The sequence below is a fragment of the Pseudaminobacter soli (ex Zhang et al. 2022) genome, from assembly GCF_014595955.1.
Lineage (GTDB): Bacteria > Pseudomonadota > Alphaproteobacteria > Rhizobiales > Rhizobiaceae > Kumtagia > Kumtagia pseudosoli.
Genome location: NZ_JABVCF010000016.1, coordinates 20,063 through 35,517, shown reverse-complemented (window position 1 = coordinate 35,517; position 15,455 = coordinate 20,063). Strand labels below are relative to the sequence as shown.

At 63.4% G+C, this 15,455-nt stretch carries 18 protein-coding genes and 1 pseudogene; 9 read left to right on the top strand and 10 right to left on the bottom strand.

Features of this window, described 5'->3' with window-relative positions:
- Nucleotides 1-585: 585 nt before the first annotated feature.
- Entirely contained in the window at nt 586-1,305 is a 720-nt protein-coding gene (locus tag HUI96_RS24380; protein ID WP_188257321.1) for a FadR/GntR family transcriptional regulator, read from the bottom strand.
- A 151-nt stretch (nt 1,306-1,456) separates the two neighbouring features.
- Between HUI96_RS24380 and HUI96_RS24375 the strand changes: the two genes are divergently transcribed.
- From HUI96_RS24375 to HUI96_RS24345, 7 genes are all read left to right on the top strand, one after another.
- Entirely contained in the window at nt 1,457-2,461 is a 1,005-nt protein-coding gene (locus HUI96_RS24375) for a 4-hydroxythreonine-4-phosphate dehydrogenase PdxA (RefSeq protein ID WP_188257320.1), read from the top strand.
- A gap of 33 nt (nt 2,462-2,494) precedes the next feature.
- Entirely contained in the window at nt 2,495-3,667 is a 1,173-nt protein-coding gene (locus HUI96_RS24370) for an L-rhamnonate dehydratase (RefSeq protein ID WP_188257319.1), read from the top strand.
- A gap of 297 nt (nt 3,668-3,964) precedes the next feature.
- Entirely contained in the window at nt 3,965-4,960 is a 996-nt protein-coding gene (locus HUI96_RS24365) for a tripartite tricarboxylate transporter substrate binding protein (protein WP_188257318.1), read from the top strand.
- A gap of 62 nt (nt 4,961-5,022) precedes the next feature.
- Nucleotides 5,023-5,505 carry a tripartite tricarboxylate transporter TctB family protein gene (locus tag HUI96_RS24360; protein WP_188257317.1) on the top strand — a complete coding sequence of 161 codons (483 nt, stop codon included), beginning with the start codon at nt 5,023-5,025 and terminating at the stop codon, nt 5,503-5,505.
- Between the two features lie 21 nt (nt 5,506-5,526).
- On the top strand, nt 5,527-7,041 hold the full coding sequence (locus tag HUI96_RS24355) for a tripartite tricarboxylate transporter permease (protein ID WP_188257316.1): 1,515 nt from the start codon (nt 5,527-5,529) through the stop codon (nt 7,039-7,041).
- 32 nt (nt 7,042-7,073) lie between these two features.
- Nucleotides 7,074-8,498, top strand: coding sequence for an NAD(P)H-dependent oxidoreductase (locus HUI96_RS24350; protein ID WP_188257315.1), 1,425 nt, complete (start codon nt 7,074-7,076; stop codon nt 8,496-8,498).
- A gap of 718 nt (nt 8,499-9,216) precedes the next feature.
- Nucleotides 9,217-9,375 (top strand): hypothetical protein, encoded by a 159-nt coding sequence (locus HUI96_RS24345; RefSeq protein ID WP_188257314.1) that lies wholly within the window; start codon nt 9,217-9,219, stop codon nt 9,373-9,375.
- On the opposite strand, the gene HUI96_RS24340 is transcribed toward HUI96_RS24345, so the two are convergent.
- Nucleotides 9,372-9,692, bottom strand: coding sequence for an ArsR/SmtB family transcription factor (locus HUI96_RS24340; protein WP_188257313.1), 321 nt, complete (start codon nt 9,690-9,692; stop codon nt 9,372-9,374). The genes HUI96_RS24345 and HUI96_RS24340 overlap by 4 nt on opposite strands.
- 37 nt (nt 9,693-9,729) lie before the next feature.
- Here HUI96_RS24340 and HUI96_RS29620 point away from each other — a divergent pair.
- Nucleotides 9,730-9,981, top strand: a pseudogene (locus tag HUI96_RS29620) (hypothetical protein); the annotation flags it as partial.
- Between the two features lie 111 nt (nt 9,982-10,092).
- Here HUI96_RS29620 and HUI96_RS24335 read toward each other — a convergent pair.
- The 3 genes from HUI96_RS24335 to HUI96_RS24330 all read right to left on the bottom strand — a co-directional run bounded on the left by HUI96_RS24335 (nt 10,093) and on the right by HUI96_RS24330 (nt 11,855).
- Nucleotides 10,093-10,872, bottom strand: a complete 780-nt coding sequence (locus HUI96_RS24335) for a hypothetical protein (RefSeq protein WP_188257312.1) — start codon at nt 10,870-10,872, stop codon at nt 10,093-10,095.
- Complete coding sequence (locus tag HUI96_RS30330) at nt 10,812-11,294, bottom strand: VOC family protein (protein ID WP_425299288.1); 483 nt, start codon at nt 11,292-11,294, stop codon at nt 10,812-10,814. Before HUI96_RS30330 ends, HUI96_RS24335 begins: the two co-directional genes overlap by 61 nt.
- 99 nt (nt 11,295-11,393) lie before the next feature.
- Complete coding sequence (locus HUI96_RS24330; protein WP_337918611.1) at nt 11,394-11,855, bottom strand: carboxymuconolactone decarboxylase family protein; 462 nt, start codon at nt 11,853-11,855, stop codon at nt 11,394-11,396.
- Nucleotides 11,856-11,983: 128 nt separating this feature from the next.
- On the opposite strand from HUI96_RS24330, the gene HUI96_RS24325 reads away from it, so the two are divergent.
- Nucleotides 11,984-12,403 (top strand): LysR substrate-binding domain-containing protein, encoded by a 420-nt coding sequence (locus HUI96_RS24325; RefSeq protein ID WP_188257311.1) that lies wholly within the window; start codon nt 11,984-11,986, stop codon nt 12,401-12,403.
- Nucleotides 12,404-12,713: 310 nt separating this feature from the next.
- Here the strand turns inward: HUI96_RS24325 and HUI96_RS24320 are convergent, their stop codons facing one another.
- From HUI96_RS24320 to HUI96_RS29615, 5 genes are all read right to left on the bottom strand, one after another.
- Nucleotides 12,714-13,322, bottom strand: coding sequence for a pyridoxamine 5'-phosphate oxidase family protein (locus tag HUI96_RS24320; protein ID WP_188257310.1), 609 nt, complete (start codon nt 13,320-13,322; stop codon nt 12,714-12,716).
- 92 nt (nt 13,323-13,414) lie between these two features.
- Nucleotides 13,415-13,774 carry an antibiotic biosynthesis monooxygenase gene (locus HUI96_RS24315; RefSeq protein ID WP_237684353.1) on the bottom strand — a complete coding sequence of 120 codons (360 nt, stop codon included), beginning with the start codon at nt 13,772-13,774 and terminating at the stop codon, nt 13,415-13,417.
- 130 nt (nt 13,775-13,904) lie between these two features.
- Nucleotides 13,905-14,207: an antibiotic biosynthesis monooxygenase gene (locus HUI96_RS24310; protein WP_188257309.1), complete on the bottom strand. Its 303-nt coding sequence runs from the start codon at nt 14,205-14,207 to the stop codon at nt 13,905-13,907.
- A 34-nt stretch (nt 14,208-14,241) separates the two neighbouring features.
- The gene (locus HUI96_RS24305) at nt 14,242-14,676 is read right to left on the bottom strand and encodes a VOC family protein (RefSeq protein ID WP_188257308.1); all 435 of its coding nucleotides are present in this window, start codon (nt 14,674-14,676) and stop codon (nt 14,242-14,244) included.
- A gap of 368 nt (nt 14,677-15,044) precedes the next feature.
- A partial coding sequence (locus HUI96_RS29615; RefSeq protein ID WP_237684352.1) for a DMT family transporter occupies nt 15,045-15,455 on the bottom strand: 411 nt, incomplete at its 5' end.

Genomic DNA, 15,455 nt, shown 5'->3' with positions numbered 1-15,455 from the left:
CAGCGGCATAGAGTGGAGAGAACGATCTCGTTCGCCATCAGGCGGGCAACCGCGTTCGGAATGCCGAACAGTGATGCGGTGCGGAAGGTCCGGGTTCCGAACGCTCGCGGGCACTGTGCTCCCGTGCAGGACGGTGGTCAAGCGGAGCGGCTTCTTAGAATGCCGCATGCCCATGGGTCACAGACCAGCGAGTGCAGGCTGTCTGCTGGCGAGATTGAAGCTCTGATGCTGTTTGGGGGCCAAACACCGTCATTCGCGCAGCGGAAACGTCGGCAGGTGCTCTGCGACTGGACTGGGTTACCCGGGGTACAAGGATTCGTTTGAGTGGAAACCTTCTGGACACAAAGGGATTGACGCCCACACTTCATAATACGAACGGCAGCTCTGCGCGCATTGTTTCCGAAAGCGGACCGGCAGATTCCGGCCCTGAGCCGTCATTGAGGACTCTCTGGTGAACTGACTTGTTACGCCCGCATAGCGGTCGTTAACGCAGGTCGTTCTTCTCAAATGTACGTTTCAATCTGCTCTGCAAGCCCGCGTCGCTCGAGGTCGTGGTTTCGGTGATCGGACAGGGCTTGTGTCGGATCAGGCGTGCATCACTTCCAGCGTCGTGCGATGGATCCGGTTAAGATGATTTTCCATCGCATCCACGGCGGCCGCTGCATCGCGCCTTTCAAAGCCATCCAGTATTTGGATGTGATCCTGGACGCTCAGTGATACGGCGCCTTTCGCTACAAGCACGCGGCGGCGGAATTCAAGGCCGAACGAGTACATTTCGTGCAGGAATTCGGCGAGGAGTGGATTTCCCCCAGCCCGGTAAATGACATCATGGAACTCGGCATCTGATATCTGGAAGCGCACGGGGTCGTTGGTCATTTCACGCTGCGCATCGACCAAGCGCTTCATGCGCTGTATCCCGGCATCATCGATCCGCTCCACAGCGAGGCGGACAGTGGGCAATTCCACGAGGCGCCTCGCCTCGTAGACTTGATGGGCGGAGCGACGAGTTCCCGCTTCGCCCATGGCGCGGTCTGCCGACGGAAAGCCGATTGTTCCGATGACCCGCGTGCGGCTGCCCTGAGAAATCTCGACCATTCCGATCGCCGCCAGCATCTGGATCGCGCCGCGCACCGTCTCCCGGCTTACTTCGAGGGTCGCGGCCAACTCACGCTCGCTTGGCAATTCGTCGCCCTCGCGCAGGAGGCCGGACTGGACCATGGCGGCGATGCGCTGACTGACTTGCTCGCGGATTGTGCGTTTCGACAGCCCTGCTTTGAGGTTGTTGAGGTCCAAGGTGATGCCCATTCAATCGAGCTTCCATGCTGCGCTGCCGAAGATAGCAAAGGCCGGCAATCTGGTCTAGTGGTCCTGTGGCCGGACCAGTTGACAGGCATGACATTGATGTGTTTGGCTGACCACGGGCGGCGGTGCGCCGCGGCGTGGGAGGAACTCGGGAATGAAGGCTCGCCTTGCGATGGTCGTCGGCGATCCGGCCGGCATTGGCCCGGAACTGACCGCCAAACTACTTGCGGATCGAGGCAATCTCGAAAAAGCGTCGGTCCTAATCATTGCCGATCGCGACGAGGTCGAGGAGGGCATGCGCATTGCGGGCCGGCGGTTCGACTATGAACTCTCTGACAAACAGCCTGATCAACTCGCGACGTCAGGTGTTGTGCTGTGGAATTTTCGCGGCGGCGCGAGCCAACAATTCGAACGGGCAAGGGCGACGGCCAACGGTGGCTCCTACAGTCTCGATACACTGCGAGCGGCGGTCGAAATCACCAGGTCGGGCGTCACCGACGGGCTGCTGTTTGCGCCGCTCAATAAGAGTTCGCTGCATCAGGCCGGCCTCAGGCACGAGGACGAAAACCAATGGTTCGCCGAGTTGCTGAACGTCACCGGCCCGCATGGCGAATTGAACGTTCTCGACAATCTGTGGACCAGTCGCGTCACAAGTCATGTCGCCCTCAAGGATGTCGCCGGGCTGATCACCCAGGAGCGCATTATCGATGGCATTGCGCTCGTCCATTCGACGCTGGTCGAGTCGGGGCTTGAGACCCCTCGGATCGCCGTTTGCGGGCTCAATCCCCACAATGGCGACAATGGCAGCTTCGGCCGCGAGGAGATCGACGTCATCGGGCCGGCCGTTGAGGAGGCCAGGCGGCGCGGCTACCCGGCTGTCGGGCCTTTCCCTGCCGATACGATCTTCCTTCGCGCCAGCGAGTTCGACGCGATCGTCACCATGTACCATGACCAGGGCCAGATCGCGATGAAACTCATGGGGTTCTCGCGCGGCGTGACCGTCCATGGCGGTCTGCCGATCCCCATCGCCACCCCGGCCCATGGGACGGCTTTCGACATCTACGGGCGCGGGACGGCAAATGTCGGAGCCATGCAGGCGGCTTTCGACATCTGCGTGGCCATGTCGGCCGCGCGCCGCAGCATGTTTGCCGCCGCCTGACGTCCTTCCTTTCGATCTCGCGGAACCAAAGACATGAAGATCAAGAGCGTACGTACCCGCGTATTCGAGTGGAACGGGAAGGTCGTGCCGCCTGCGGCCAATTTCTGCACGAACGCCGCCGACCTGCTCTACGAGCGAGGCGACAGCATGGGCAGCTTCCGCTTTCACGGATGGCTGGTCTGCGAGGTGGAGACCGAGGACGGTTCCATTGGCCTCGGCAATGCCGCCCTGGCGCCGCGCGTAGTCAAGGCCGCCATCGACCAGTACTACGCGCCGATGCTGATCGGCGAAGACCCCTTCGACACCGAGTATCTCTGGCAGAAGATGTATCGCAAGACCCATGCCTGGAGCCGCAAGGGCATCGGCATGACGGCAATCAGCGCCATCGACATCGCCCTGTGGGACCTGATGGGCAAGGAGGTCGGCAGGCCGGTCTTCAAGCTGCTGGGGGGGCGGACCAAGGACAAGATCCGCTGCTATGCCTCAAAGCTTTACGGGCAGCCGCTCGACGCGCTCCGGGCCGAGGCGCAGAGCTACGTCGACCAGGGATTCGATGCGGTCAAGATGCGCTTTGGCTGGGGGCCGAAAGACGGGCCGGCTGGTATGCGCAAGAACCTCGAACTGGTCGCAACGGTGCGCGACGTCATCGGCCCGGACCGCGACCTCATGTGCGAATGCTACATGGGATGGACCTTCGAATATGCCAGGCGGATGCTGCCGAAGCTCGAAGCCTACGACATTCGCTGGCTCGAAGAGCCTGTCATCGCCGACGACATTGAAGGCTACACCGAATTGCGCAAGCTCGGCCATGTGCCGATCTCGGGCGGCGAGCACGAGTTCACCCTGGCCGGCTTTCAGCAACTGCTCGACCGACGTGCGCTCGATGTGATCCAGTACGACACCAACCGCGTCGGCGGCATCTCGGCCGCGCGCAAGATCAACGCGCTTGCCGAAGCCTACCAGATTCCGGTGATCCCGCACGCCGGACAGATGCACAATTATCATCTGACGATGGCGTCGACCGCGTCGCCAATGGCCGAGTTCTTCCCCGTCCACGAGGTCGAGGTCGGCAACGAACTCTTCTACTACCTGTTCAAAGGCGAGCCTCAGCCGGACAACGGCTTTCTTCAACTCGACGACCACAAGCCGGGCCTCGGGATTGAACTGAGCCACGAGCATATCGGCGCGTTCGACGTAATCGAATAAGCGGAGCATCACAGAGGCATGACCCTGCGTTCAATCAGGCTTGTTCAGTTCCTGGCGAGCGTTCGGTTGCGATTCCGTCGGCTGACGGGCTGCACCGCGCGCTCGTGGACGGAGTGCAGCGCGTGATCGATCTCGCGGAGGAGCTTTGACGGTTTTCGCGGGACCTCCTGGGCCCGCGAAGCCGCAATCAGGAACGGTTGCGGCAATGGCTTGCAGCAGCGAGCCAATCATGCGGCGGTGGGGGCAGGTCCCCCGATCGCCAATGATCATCGCAATCCAGGTTCGGGAGGAAATGCCATGCTACGAAACACCAGAATCACTCTCGCTGCCGCGGCAGCACTACTTTCTACCGTTGCGGCTCACGCCGAATGGCTGCCCGAGCGGCCCGTCGAGTTCATCGTCGCGTCGGGCGCCGGCGGCGGCACCGACAATTTCGCCCGCACGATCCAGTCGATCGTCACCAAGCACAATCTGATGGAGCAGCCGATTGTCGTGCTGAATAAGGGCTCGGGCAGCGGCGCCGAAGCCTTCATCTACGCCAAGGCCAATGCCGGCGATCCGCACAAGCTGATCTTCGGCACCAACAACGTCTATTTGTTGCCGCATGTCGCCAAGCTGGCCTACACCACGGAGGATCTGGCTCCCGTCGCGGCGCTCGCGCTCGACGAGTTCCTGATCTGGGTGAAGGCCGATTCCGAATACAAGGACGCCAAGAGCCTTATCGAGGCGGCCAAGGCCAATCCAGGTCAGATTCCGTTCGGCGGCAGCCAATCCAAGGATACCGATGAGACGCTGGTTGCGCTGATCGAGCAGGAGACCGGGGCGGATTTCAAATATGTCCCGTTCAACGGTGGTGGCGAAGTAGGCGTGCAACTGGCCGGCGGCCATATTGCCGCGAACGTCAACAATCCGAACGAGAACCTTGGCCAATGGCAGGGCGCAGCTATCCGGCCACTCTGCGTGTTCAGCCCCGAGCGTATGGCGAAAGGCGAGCCGATCCAGGGAGATCAGGGCTGGAGCGACATTCCCACTTGCTCGGAAGCCGGCCTGCCGATCGAGTCCTACCAGATGCCGCGCACGGTCTGGGCGCCGGCCGGCCTGCCCGAAGAAGCGCTCGCCTTCTATTCCGATCTGCTGAAGAAAGTCAGTGAGACGCCGGAGTGGAAGGACTACTTGGCCAAGACCTCGCAGACGGGCCGTTTTCTTGCCGGCTCCGAGTTCGAGGACTTCATCGCGAAGAGTCAGGATAACGCGCTCAAGGTGTTCAAGGCCGAGGGCTGGCTGGTCCAGTAATCTCCGCAGGACGATCCGGCGTGCATGGCGTGCCGGATCGTAGCTTCGACAGGGAGGCCGAAATGGTTATCAGACGCTTTCACATGGAGCTCTTTGTGGCTGGCCTGACGGCCCTGGCGGGCGCCGTGACGACATTCGGCTCGCTCGAGCTTGGGGTCGGCTGGACCGAATCCGGTCCCGAGCCGGGCTATTTTCCCTTCTATATCGGCCTGCTTCTGGCCGTTCTCGGCCTCTACAACGGAGCTCACGCGGCGATTGCCAAGCGAGGCGATGCGGAGCTCTTTGTGGAAAAGCGGCATGCAATCCGCCTTGCCAGGTTCGGGGGGCCCATGGCCGCCTTCGTCGTCGTAACGATCCTGCTTGGCCTTTACGTCGGAACGGCGCTCTATCTCTTCTACGTCGCCTGGCGCCAGGGCGGCTATCGGCCGCTTCTTTCGGCTCTCATCGGCGTCGGCTTTTCACTCGCCCTGTTCGCTGTTTTCGAACTCACGTTCAAGGTGCCGCTCCTCAAGGGGCCGCTCGAGCCTTTGTTCGGCATTTATTGAGGTAGGGCGGGAGGTCTAACCATGGGAAATTTCGGCCTGCTGCTGGACGGGTTCCAGATCGCACTCACCCCCACGCATATAGCCATCATGGTGATCGGGGTATTGCTTGGCCTGGTCGTCGGTGTGCTGCCGGGGCTGGGCGCTCCCAATGGCGTGTCGCTCCTTATCCCGTTGACCTTCTCCATGGATCCGGTCTCGGCGATCATCCTGCTTGCCAGCATGTATTGGGGCGCTCTCTTCGGCGGATCGACGACGTCGATCCTCTTCAACATCCCCGGCGAGCCGTCCTCGGTGGCGACCACATTCGACGGCTATCCGATGGCGCGGGGTGGGCAGGCGACCAGGGCGCTGACGCTTGCCTTCATGTCGGCCGGTACTGGCGCGCTGGTCGGCGTCATTGTCATCACGCTGTTGTCGTCATGGGCCGCCGATTTTGCACTGCGCTTCGGCGCGCCGGAGTATTTCGCGGTCTATTTTCTCGCCTTTTGCGCCTTCATCGGCATGGGTAGCGCCTGGCCCGGCAAGACCGCGGTCTCGCTGCTGCTCGGCCTCGCCCTTTCTTCGGTAGGCATGGACACAATCACCGGTTCGCTGCGGCTTACCTTCGGCCTCAGCGAACTGATCGGCGGCATCAGCTTCCTCGTCGTCGTCATAGGGCTGTTCGGCATCGGCGAGATCCTTATGACCGTCCAGCACGGGCTCAAGTTCAGGGGCGTCAGTTCGCGCGTCGACCTGCGCGACGTCTTCCGCACAATTGCCGAACTGCCCCGTTACTATCTGACGCTCGTTCGCTCCTGCCTTGTCGGCGCCTGGATGGGCATCACTCCGGGCGGCCCCACCGCCGCGTCCTTCATGAGCTACGGCATTGCCCGCCAGTGGTCGCGGAAGGGGAAGGTCTTCGGCACGGGCCGGCCGGAAGGCATCGTCGCTCCGGAGGCGGCCGACCATTCGGCCGGCACCTGCGCGATGCTACCGATGCTGGCGCTGGGCGTGCCGAGTTCGGCGACCGCTGCCGTGATGATGGGCGGACTGATGATCTGGGGCCTGACGCCGGGACCGATGCTGTTCACCACCAAGCCCGATTTCGTCTGGGGTCTGATCGCCAGCATGTATGTGGCCAACATCGTCGCTGTCATCCTAGTGCTCGCCACGGTGCCGATGTTCGCAGCGCTCCTGCGGATCCCCTTTGCCATCATCGGACCGATGATCGTCGCTGTCTGCTTCGTTGGTGCCTATACGGTGAGCAGCGCCACTTTCGACCTATGGCTGGTGCTGGCGTTCGGCATCGTCGGCTATCTCTTCAACAAACTTGACTACCCGATCGCGCCGCTCGTGCTGGCGATGGTGCTCGGCCACAAGGCCGAAAATGCCTTTCACCAGTCGATGATCCTGTCGGACGGATCGGTCCTGGTCTTCTGGTCGAATCCGCTGGTCGGTACCATCATGACGCTGGCGCTCGCGCTGGTGATCCTGCCGCAACTGGTGCGCCTCGCATCGCGCTGGAAGCGGGACCAAGCAGAGCCTCTAGGCGACTGAGACGGACAATTTCCTTCAATCAATGGATCGCCATGAACTATCACTCCCATTTTGCCGGCGCGCGGCGTGTCGAAACCGTGGTCGTCGGTACTGGCGGTTTCGGCCGAAGCTTTCTCGTGCAGGCACAGCATGTGCCTCTGCTGGGCGCGCGCGTTGCGGTTGACAGGGAGGCCGAAACGGCCGCTGCCGCCTTTGCATCCGTCGGTGTCGCGAGGAGACGCATCCGTATCTGCTCGACCTCGGCAGAGGCGGAGGCAGCCTGGAAGGCCGGTGATGTCATAGCTGCCGGCGACCTGTCATGCGTCGTCGGACTGCCGGTGGACGCGGTGGTGGAAGCCACGGGACAGCCCGAAGCCGGTGCGAAGCATGCACGCATCGCGATCGAAGCGGGTCGTCATGTCGCGCTCGTCTCGAAGGAGGTCGACAGCGTCGTCGGGCCGGGTCTCGCCGCAGTCGCCAGGGAGCGTGGCCTGGTCGTGACGCCCGTCGACGGCGATCAGCCGAGCTTGCTCATCGGGCTCGCCAGTTGGGCTGAGGTCATCGGTCTGGAGATCATTGCGGCCGGAAAATCCAGCGAATACGACTTCGTCTTCGATCCCGGAACGAGCACACTGTCGAGCAACGGACGGCAGGTGCATCTTCCGGACTTCGCCCCCGTCGCCAATCTGGGCGACCGCGACTGCCGCGAGATTGCCGAGCGCCGCGCCACGATTGCCGCCGCCTTCCCGCAACGCGCCGTTCCCGACCTGTGCGAGTTGAGCCTGGTTGCGAACGCCCTGGATCTCGACCCCGATGTTCCGACCCTGCACGCGCCAATCGCGCGGATCGGCGAAGTGCCGACCTTCCTCAATCTGAAGTCCCAGGGCGGCCTGCTTTCCGGTGCGCGCCGCGTCGATGTGTTTCACTGCCTGCGCCGGCCGGACGAGGTGAGCTTTGCCGGCGGCGTCTTCGTCGTGGTCAGGTGCAAGGATCGGCCGACCTGGACGATGCTGGAGGAGAAGGGCCATGTGCTCGCACGGGACGGCTCCGCCGCGATGATGTTCGTGCCACGCCATCTACTCGGCTTGGAGGCCGCAACCAGCATCCTCGAAGCCGCGATACACGGCGTGTCGAGCGGAGGCGTCGAGGCGCGGCATCGCGTGGATCTCGTAGCGCGCGCCGAAGTCGACCTGCCCGCCGGCCACGATCTGGCGATGGGTGGCCATCACCACGTGATCACCGGCGTTTCGTCCGAGATCCGGCCCTCGCAGGCATTGGCGCCGGACGCGCCCGCGCCCTTTTATCTTGCCGCCGACCGACGGCTCGCTCGGCCGGTCGCCAAGGGGGAGCACATCGTCATGGCTGATCTTGAGATCGAGTCGTCTTCGATCCTGCTCAACCTGCGCCGAGAACAGGACGCCCGTTTCCACGGCACCGAAGCATCTCTCGATCGTCGCACGCGCTCGGTCGAAGCATAGGAGACCGAGAGCGCCATAACCAAACATACGCGGAACGATAGACAATGGTGCTCGGGACTGCGCATCGGCAGCTGGTGCCCGTACTACCTGCCGGACGACGAGGCGCTTGAGAGTGGCGGTCAAGGAGGTCGAAGCCGAGAACACCGTGCGTTGCTGCTGGCCGAGCATGGTCACGCCGCCCCGCGGGAAGCGATCGAGGAACTGGAGGAAACCGCAAAGCCGTTCTGGTTGCTCCGCGGCGAAGCATTGCGGTCCCTGTCGCAAGACCAGCAGGTAGCCGCCCTGAGATCGGGGTCCGCTATCGGATCACCCTATTGTCGTTGGTCGCGGTTTTCTGCACGATCCGGAAATGGCGCGTGTGCGACCCTGCCGGACTTCAAGGATTCGTTTGGTCGGAATTCTTCTGGACGTGAAGGATTGACCCGTTCCAGCCGTTCTTGCCACACGTGATGAACGACTGCTGTGCGCCGCATATGCCGTTGGGGTCAGTTTGCCCACTGCCTGAAAGCCGACATTGCACGAGACCACTCTGTACGCTGGCTCCGGCCTTCCGCCCCCGACATTCTGTCAATGCCCCGTTCGAAGCTTGAATCACCCGCTAGCGGACCGCCGCGTCCGCTAGCCGAGGACCTGTTTCGAATTCTTCGGCGCATTTGGTCAGGCGTACACGGCCACCTTATAGGCGCAGATCCAGGGCATTGTCCCGGGATATCGGGGGGTGAACTGGCGCTCGAACGCGCAGTTGAGGGCGTCGGGCGTGCGCTGGTGGTTGATCGCCGTGCACAAGATGGCCGGCGAGCACAGGAACGTCATCGGGCCGAAGTCGCTCTCGCATAACGATAACTCCTCAGTCAGCAGACAATTGAAAGCGGTCTAGCCGAGTGCACTCCTCATTCTGTCCAGAACGCTGATCGCGTGGCCGGCATATTGGCTGATCCAGCGATCAGAGATCGCCTTGATCGGCAGGGCGTTCAAATGGTTCCAGCGCTCGCGGCCTTCGCGCCTGGCCAGGATCAGGCTGGCGTCCTCCAGCACTTTCAGATGCTGCATAACCGTGCAGCGGTCGAGTTCGGGATAGGCGTCACAAAGCGCGCCGGTTGTCTTGGGCTGATCCCGGATGTGATCCAGCAAGCCCCGCCGCACCGGGTGCGCCAGCGCCTTGAACACCAGGTCGTCTTTCGAATCTCTTGACATGTTATATTTTTATAACATAGCTTGAAGCCTGACAAGCGAAACCAAAGCGCCAGCAGTCGGCTTCGAACTCGGTCCGAACCGGCTCTGGCTGGAAGAAGTCCCGGTGCTAAGCCAGGCTGAAGTCTGGTGAACTGTTCACTGACGACCACAAAGCCGCACTTGCGCATTTGGAAAGCAACGGCATCACCCGCTGCGACGCGGTCGAGCCTTGGAGCCCGGTTTTCGAGGCGGCTGGATCATGAACCCGGCCAACATCGTCCACATGGTGCGCAAGGAAGACGCATGGTGACGGCTCAAGATCGAAAAATAGCGGGTGATGGACGTCTTCTTTCCACCATCCCGACATAGACATTTTCTAGCCGCCTATCCAAGGCGGCGAAATACGAGCGCGCCAGACAAGTCATAGGGGCGGTTGAGACAGCCTGGGACGCGCTCGACAAGTCTCCTCACGGGCGACGGCGAGCGTTTGTCGCTTCGGGCCAGATGCAGCGTGATCGGCCAATTCCTTCGCGCGGCGTCTCCGCCGTGAAGCGTTCGGACCGGACGCGATCCGGCGGAATGCCCATCGCCTCCGACTGCCCGTCACCGCCGCGATCAAGGAGGCGGGACCGCAGACATAGACCATGGCATCCGGCGGCAAGTCCGCCAGGGACCTTGCCGACGTCCAACGGCGTCGGTACGGCATCCTGGCTGAAGTAGGTCCGCAGGCGGCCGCCGAGCCTGGCCTCCAGGTCGCGCCGCAGCGCCATCTCGGCCGGGGTTCGTGCTGCGCGGGATCGCGCATCAGCGAGTAGCTGCGGGTCTGTTCCCGCCCATCGGGAAGGCGGACAGGCACGCTGAGATGCGCGCCCGCCGTCCAGGCGGGCAGGAGACCGCCGTCGGATGCCCGCAACTCGTACGCCCTGATCCGGGGCGTCAACTGGCGCATGCCTGTGATCGCCAACTCCAGCGGACCGCTGCCGAGCGCCTGCGCGTTCGCGACTGTCGCCTTCAAGGACTCGTTCTCCGGCGTGATTTCCGCGAGCCGCTGCCGCAGCGGTGAGACGAGGTCGGCGCTCTCCGCCTCCGTGAAGCGGGGCGTGATATGCTGCGGGCAGTTCCAGTCGAACGCCTCGACCGTCATGACGATGGCCCGCTCGACCCGGGCGCGGTAGGTCGGGACCTCGAGACGCGCCAGCAAGGCGGGATCCTCGTCCTCGTGTATGCTCGCGCCCAGAGCTTAAGGCGGCGGCGATTCGGGTAGTCCATCAGGATCAGGGCGACGCGGCCGTCGGCGGCGATGTTGCCCGCGCTGATATACTGAACGTTGCCGCGAAAGCGCGCCCATGAATGGCTTTGAGCGTGGGCAGGTCCGACACTCGGAGGGCGAGATGGTGGAGGACTAGTTTCCGGTGTCTGTCGAAAGGGACGTGGCTTGCCACGCCTAATCTCCCAGAGCGTCACTCGCGTGGTGCCGTCTGTGACGAAGGCATCCGGATAGGCCGGGATTTCCCAGAGCAGCGTCCAGCCGAGACAGTCGGTGAACAAGGTCCGGGTTGCGGCGAGATCAGAGACGGTTAGGCCGATGTGATCGACTTCGGATGTCAGAACGGGTTGGGTCATCCCGCTTTCCTGGAGAGTTGATGGTAGGAGGGGCGGGCGCCGGAGGGGAGTGCCCGCCCGGGCAAATCCGGCGGGGGCAAGGGTCCGCGAAAGGTAGGATCAAGCGGCCTGCCGGAGAGCCACCTTCGGGAAGTCGATCTCGATCCGGCTCGCCCTGCCGAGGATGTTGGTGAGCAGGTTCATGCTGACATGCACGATGATCTCGACGATCTCGGCCTCGCGGTAGCCGGCCTTCCGCACAGCGTCGAGTTCGGCGTTCGTCACCTCGCCCTTGTGCTTGACGAGAGCGCGGGCAAACGCGACCGCGGCGGCTGCCTTGGCATCCTGCGAGGTGCCCTGGCGGTTGGCCGCCATCTCGTCGCCCGTCAGGCCGGCGCTGCGGCCGATGGCGGTGTGGGCCGACAGGCAGTATTCGCAACTGTTCTGCTCGGCCAGCGTCAGGGCGATGCGTTCGCGGGTCTGGGGATCGAGGCTGCCCTGCTCAGCGATGCCATAGAGGCCCAGGAAGGAACCGAGAGCGGCAGGGGAGTGGGCGAGCACGCGCAGGAAGTCGGGTGTCATGCCGAGCTACGCCTTCACGGCCTCGAGGAGGATCTTGGCCTCGCCTGTGGCGGCGGCGGGGTCGACAGCAAGGATGCGAGCCATGGGAGAAGTCCTTTTCGAAACAGAGCGGCGATGGTCGCGGCTCGGTGCGGCGTCTCGTCTGCGCGTCGCCCGCCTATCTTGCCGCAAACGGCATCCCCCAGGAGCCTGATGACCTGATCCGCCACCGGACCATTGCCTTCCAGGGCGTTACGCCCGCGCCGGAATGGTCGTTCAGGGATGGCGCCTCTGAAGTGAAGGTCAGGCCGTGGCCTGGTCTGGAGGTGAACACGGCGGAGATGGCGATCACCGCCGCCGTACAGGGACATGGGCTGACGTCGGTGCTGTCCTACATGGTTGCCCCGGAGCTTGCCGCCGGGCGGTTGAAGTGCGTGCTGGCCGGGAACGAGCCCGCGCCGGTGCCGATCCACCTCGTGCACCGGGAGGGAAGGCAGGCCTCGGCCCGGGTGCGGGCGTTCATCGACTTCGCCGCCCAACGGCTGCGCGCGGACGGCTCGATCAACTGAGGCCGTCCGAACGTTCCCGGGCGAGGTTCCCTGACAGACTACGACCCTTCCTCCTCCTGGTGCTCGGCTCGCTCCTGTCGGGAGGTATGAGGGGGAGTTCGGCGCCCGTGACGGACTCGCGGAAAGCACTGATCACCAAGGTTGAGGGTCTTTTCTGGTGGTCGTTGCCAGCGGATACAAGGAGGTTCTCCAGGCCAGCGACCTGCCAGGGCATCGTTGGGCTTGTGTTACTTCGACAAGCGCAAGTGGTATCCACCGTCAATCCGGGTTTCCCCCAAAGGAGTGCGTGTGGTGGCTCATGCGTTTGGGATCAGTAGAGAGTCGCGCGCACCCGCTCCGGCAAGGCCCGATCGTAATCCGAGCCGTCGATCCGGTTGCGGCTGCATGCCGCCAGGATCTGTCCGGCGCTGGGGAGACTCGATCGGGCCACATGGCGTTCCGGGTTCCACAGGTCCGAGCGCACGATCGCGCGGGAGCATTGAAAGAACACGGCTTCGACACGGATCACCAGCACCGTGCGGGGAGGCTTGCCGTCGACGGCAAAGCTCTCCAGCAGCGAAGCATCTGCCGAGATGGCGGCACGGCCGTTGACACGCAGCGTCTCGCCGACGCCGGGAATGAGGAACAGCAATGCGACTCGTGGATCGTGGAGGATGTTGCGCAAGGAATCGATGCGGTTGTTGCCGCGCCGGTCGGGCAGCAGGAGTGTCCTGTCGTCGGCCACGCGCGCAAACCCGGGCCCGTCGCCGCGGGGCGAGCAGTCGAGGCCGTCGGGTCCCCGCGTCGCCAGCGCGAGGAAGGGCGATGCTTCGATCAAGACGCGGTACTCCGGGACGATCCGGTCCGTCTCCTTCACGCGTGCGGCATCGGAAGATGGGCCGTAAAGGGCTTCCAGGTCCTCGAGAGTGGTGACAAGCATGGGTTTCCTTTCAGTTGGCCGAGGACAAGCGGTCTATGTCGAGGCCGGGAGGCGAAGGGCTGGCACAAACCCGGAAGTAAGTGCATGACACCCTAAGGCCCGGGTGAGTGGCCTGTCATGGCGCACGTTCCGTAGTTTGCCAGGTCGGCCACGATGCCCAGCCGCGCGAGCATTTCCCGGGGATCGAAGCCGTCCCGCTCTCGCTTGTGCAGCATGGCGGCCGTGGCCTTTTCCAATGAGGCGGCATCTGCCCACTCGACGACGGTCACGACGTTGTAGCGGCCTGTGCCGGAGACCTGCTCCAGGACAAGGTTCTGAAGGCATCCCTCCATGGTCCAGAGCCATTCATGTGTTTCGAGTACCTTTGCCATGAACTCGTCGCGAGCGGGCGGTGGCACGATGAATTTGTCGATGCGATAGACGGATCTTGAATCGGGTTGGGCCTGCATCATCTCTTGTCCCCTCCTGGGTGGGCTGTTGATCCCGTCTCCCTGATCGCCGCAGACGGGATGTTCCTTCCATTTCCGGCACGCCCGGAGCTACGGGCCGTTGCTCTCGAACACCAGGTCGAATGCCTCTGAATCAACCCGTTCGAGGTATGGACAGGTCGCTCTCAGCCCATCGCTTCCGTGCCGCCTCCGGTGCAAAGGCCGTGACGATGACGGCCGTCCGGCCGTCCTGGGCGCGGTGGATGCGGTTCCCCAGCCAGCCCATCGCGCGGGCGGCACCGCCCAGGTGCCCAGCCTCGGCGATCTGCGTTTCGAGAAACTCGTCCAGCTTTCCCGGCTTCGGGTGGAACGTGTTGATCAGGACGACGGGACTGTCGTCGTCATGAGTCCGAGCGCCAGGAAAGGGGTTCGGTGTCACCTGGACCGCATCGTTCAATGATTTCTCAAATGCGCAGAGGCCTGATAGCGCTTCATCCCTCCGCGCGGCGTGGGATGTCCTGCGGCAGGTATGCGAACTCGATCCTGTTGCCGCCGGGCTCGCGGATCATGCAGTGGACCTTGGGTCCGGTACCGCTCGGCTCCGGCGCGAACTCGACCACGGCTCCCGGCCACTTGGCTACGCGCTCATGGATGGCGTGAAGCGTGGGGAGATCGACCACCCGGAAGGCGAGATGGTGCAGTCCCACGTTCCGGTGCCGATCGAAAGGCACGTGTCCCTCCCGGTCCTTCACCGGCCACAGGGTCACCCGCGTGACGCCATCGGAAACGAAGGCGGCCGGATAGTCTGGCTTCTCTCCCAGCAGGGTCCAGCCGAGGCAGTCCGTGAAGAACGCCTGGGAGGCGGCAAGGTCGGGGACCGTCAGGCCGACATGGTCGACGCCAGACGTCAGGGCAGCATTCATCATCGCACGACTCGGGCCATGGAGGATGTCCTTTCGTGATGGGTCGGGCGGTGCTGGCCGCCCGGTGAACGGGACAACGCCCTTCCCCTTCTGTGAGCAGAATTCCCATTCTCCGCAATGGAGCATTTCTGCATGGGGAATAATCGCTCATGGACAGGTTGCCAGCGATGACTGTGTCCGTGTCCATCGCGGAGCAGGGGGCTTCGCTCCCGCTGCCTGGCGACTGGCGCTCTCCCCGCCCGTGGCGACGCGTGCGATCGCCGCCCTCGAGGAAGTTGCTCGGCGACAAGGACGAGCCATTGCCGAGCAGGCTCGCCACGATGATGAGCCAGGGATGGAGGATCGCGTTGTCCCTTGCGAGGACACAGTGATTAGGCCGAGCTTCGTCGCGGCCTTGCGCAGCGCACAGTTCTTCCGACTAATGGAAAGCCGGCTCCCGCCTGTCCAGTCTGCCTAGGAATGGGGGCCGCGGAAGGGTGATTGGCGCGTTGCCCGAGCCAAATGCTGCCCACGACAAGAATGCCGCCTGCGATCTGAAGCGCGGTCAGCGTCTGGTTCAGGAACAGCCAGCCGAGCAGCACGGCGGTCACCGGGCTGAGCAGCAACAGCGGTGAAACCACCGATGAGTCCAGGCGCGTGACCCCTCGCAACCAGAGGACATAGGTCAGGGCCATGCCGACTAGGCCGAGCCACGTCAGCGCGAGCAGGTTGGTCAGGGTCGGGACCGGAGGAATGGGCTCGAACATGAGTGCTACCGGGACCAGAAGGAGGCCGCCCGCGGT

Excerpts from the sequence above, each read along its gene's own strand:
- HUI96_RS24380 (WP_188257321.1), bottom strand. The coding sequence starts at position 1,305 with ATGGGCATCACCTTGGACCTCAACAACCTCAAAGCAGGGCTGTCGAAA.
- HUI96_RS24375 (WP_188257320.1), top strand. The coding sequence starts at position 1,457 with ATGAAGGCTCGCCTTGCGATGGTCGTCGGCGATCCGGCCGGCATTGGC.
- HUI96_RS24370 (WP_188257319.1), top strand. The coding sequence starts at position 2,495 with ATGAAGATCAAGAGCGTACGTACCCGCGTATTCGAGTGGAACGGGAAG.
- HUI96_RS24365 (WP_188257318.1), top strand. The coding sequence starts at position 3,965 with ATGCTACGAAACACCAGAATCACTCTCGCTGCCGCGGCAGCACTACTT.
- HUI96_RS24360 (WP_188257317.1), top strand. The coding sequence starts at position 5,023 with ATGGTTATCAGACGCTTTCACATGGAGCTCTTTGTGGCTGGCCTGACG.
- HUI96_RS24355 (WP_188257316.1), top strand. The coding sequence starts at position 5,527 with ATGGGAAATTTCGGCCTGCTGCTGGACGGGTTCCAGATCGCACTCACC.
- HUI96_RS24350 (WP_188257315.1), top strand. The coding sequence starts at position 7,074 with ATGAACTATCACTCCCATTTTGCCGGCGCGCGGCGTGTCGAAACCGTG.
- HUI96_RS24340 (WP_188257313.1), bottom strand. The coding sequence starts at position 9,692 with ATGTCAAGAGATTCGAAAGACGACCTGGTGTTCAAGGCGCTGGCGCAC.
- HUI96_RS30330 (WP_425299288.1), bottom strand. The coding sequence starts at position 11,294 with ATGACCCAACCCGTTCTGACATCCGAAGTCGATCACATCGGCCTAACC.
- HUI96_RS24330 (WP_337918611.1), bottom strand. The coding sequence starts at position 11,855 with ATGACACCCGACTTCCTGCGCGTGCTCGCCCACTCCCCTGCCGCTCTC.
- HUI96_RS24320 (WP_188257310.1), bottom strand. The coding sequence starts at position 13,322 with ATGCTTGTCACCACTCTCGAGGACCTGGAAGCCCTTTACGGCCCATCT.
- HUI96_RS24315 (WP_237684353.1), bottom strand. The coding sequence starts at position 13,774 with ATGATGCAGGCCCAACCCGATTCAAGATCCGTCTATCGCATCGACAAA.
- HUI96_RS24305 (WP_188257308.1), bottom strand. The coding sequence starts at position 14,676 with ATGATGAATGCTGCCCTGACGTCTGGCGTCGACCATGTCGGCCTGACG.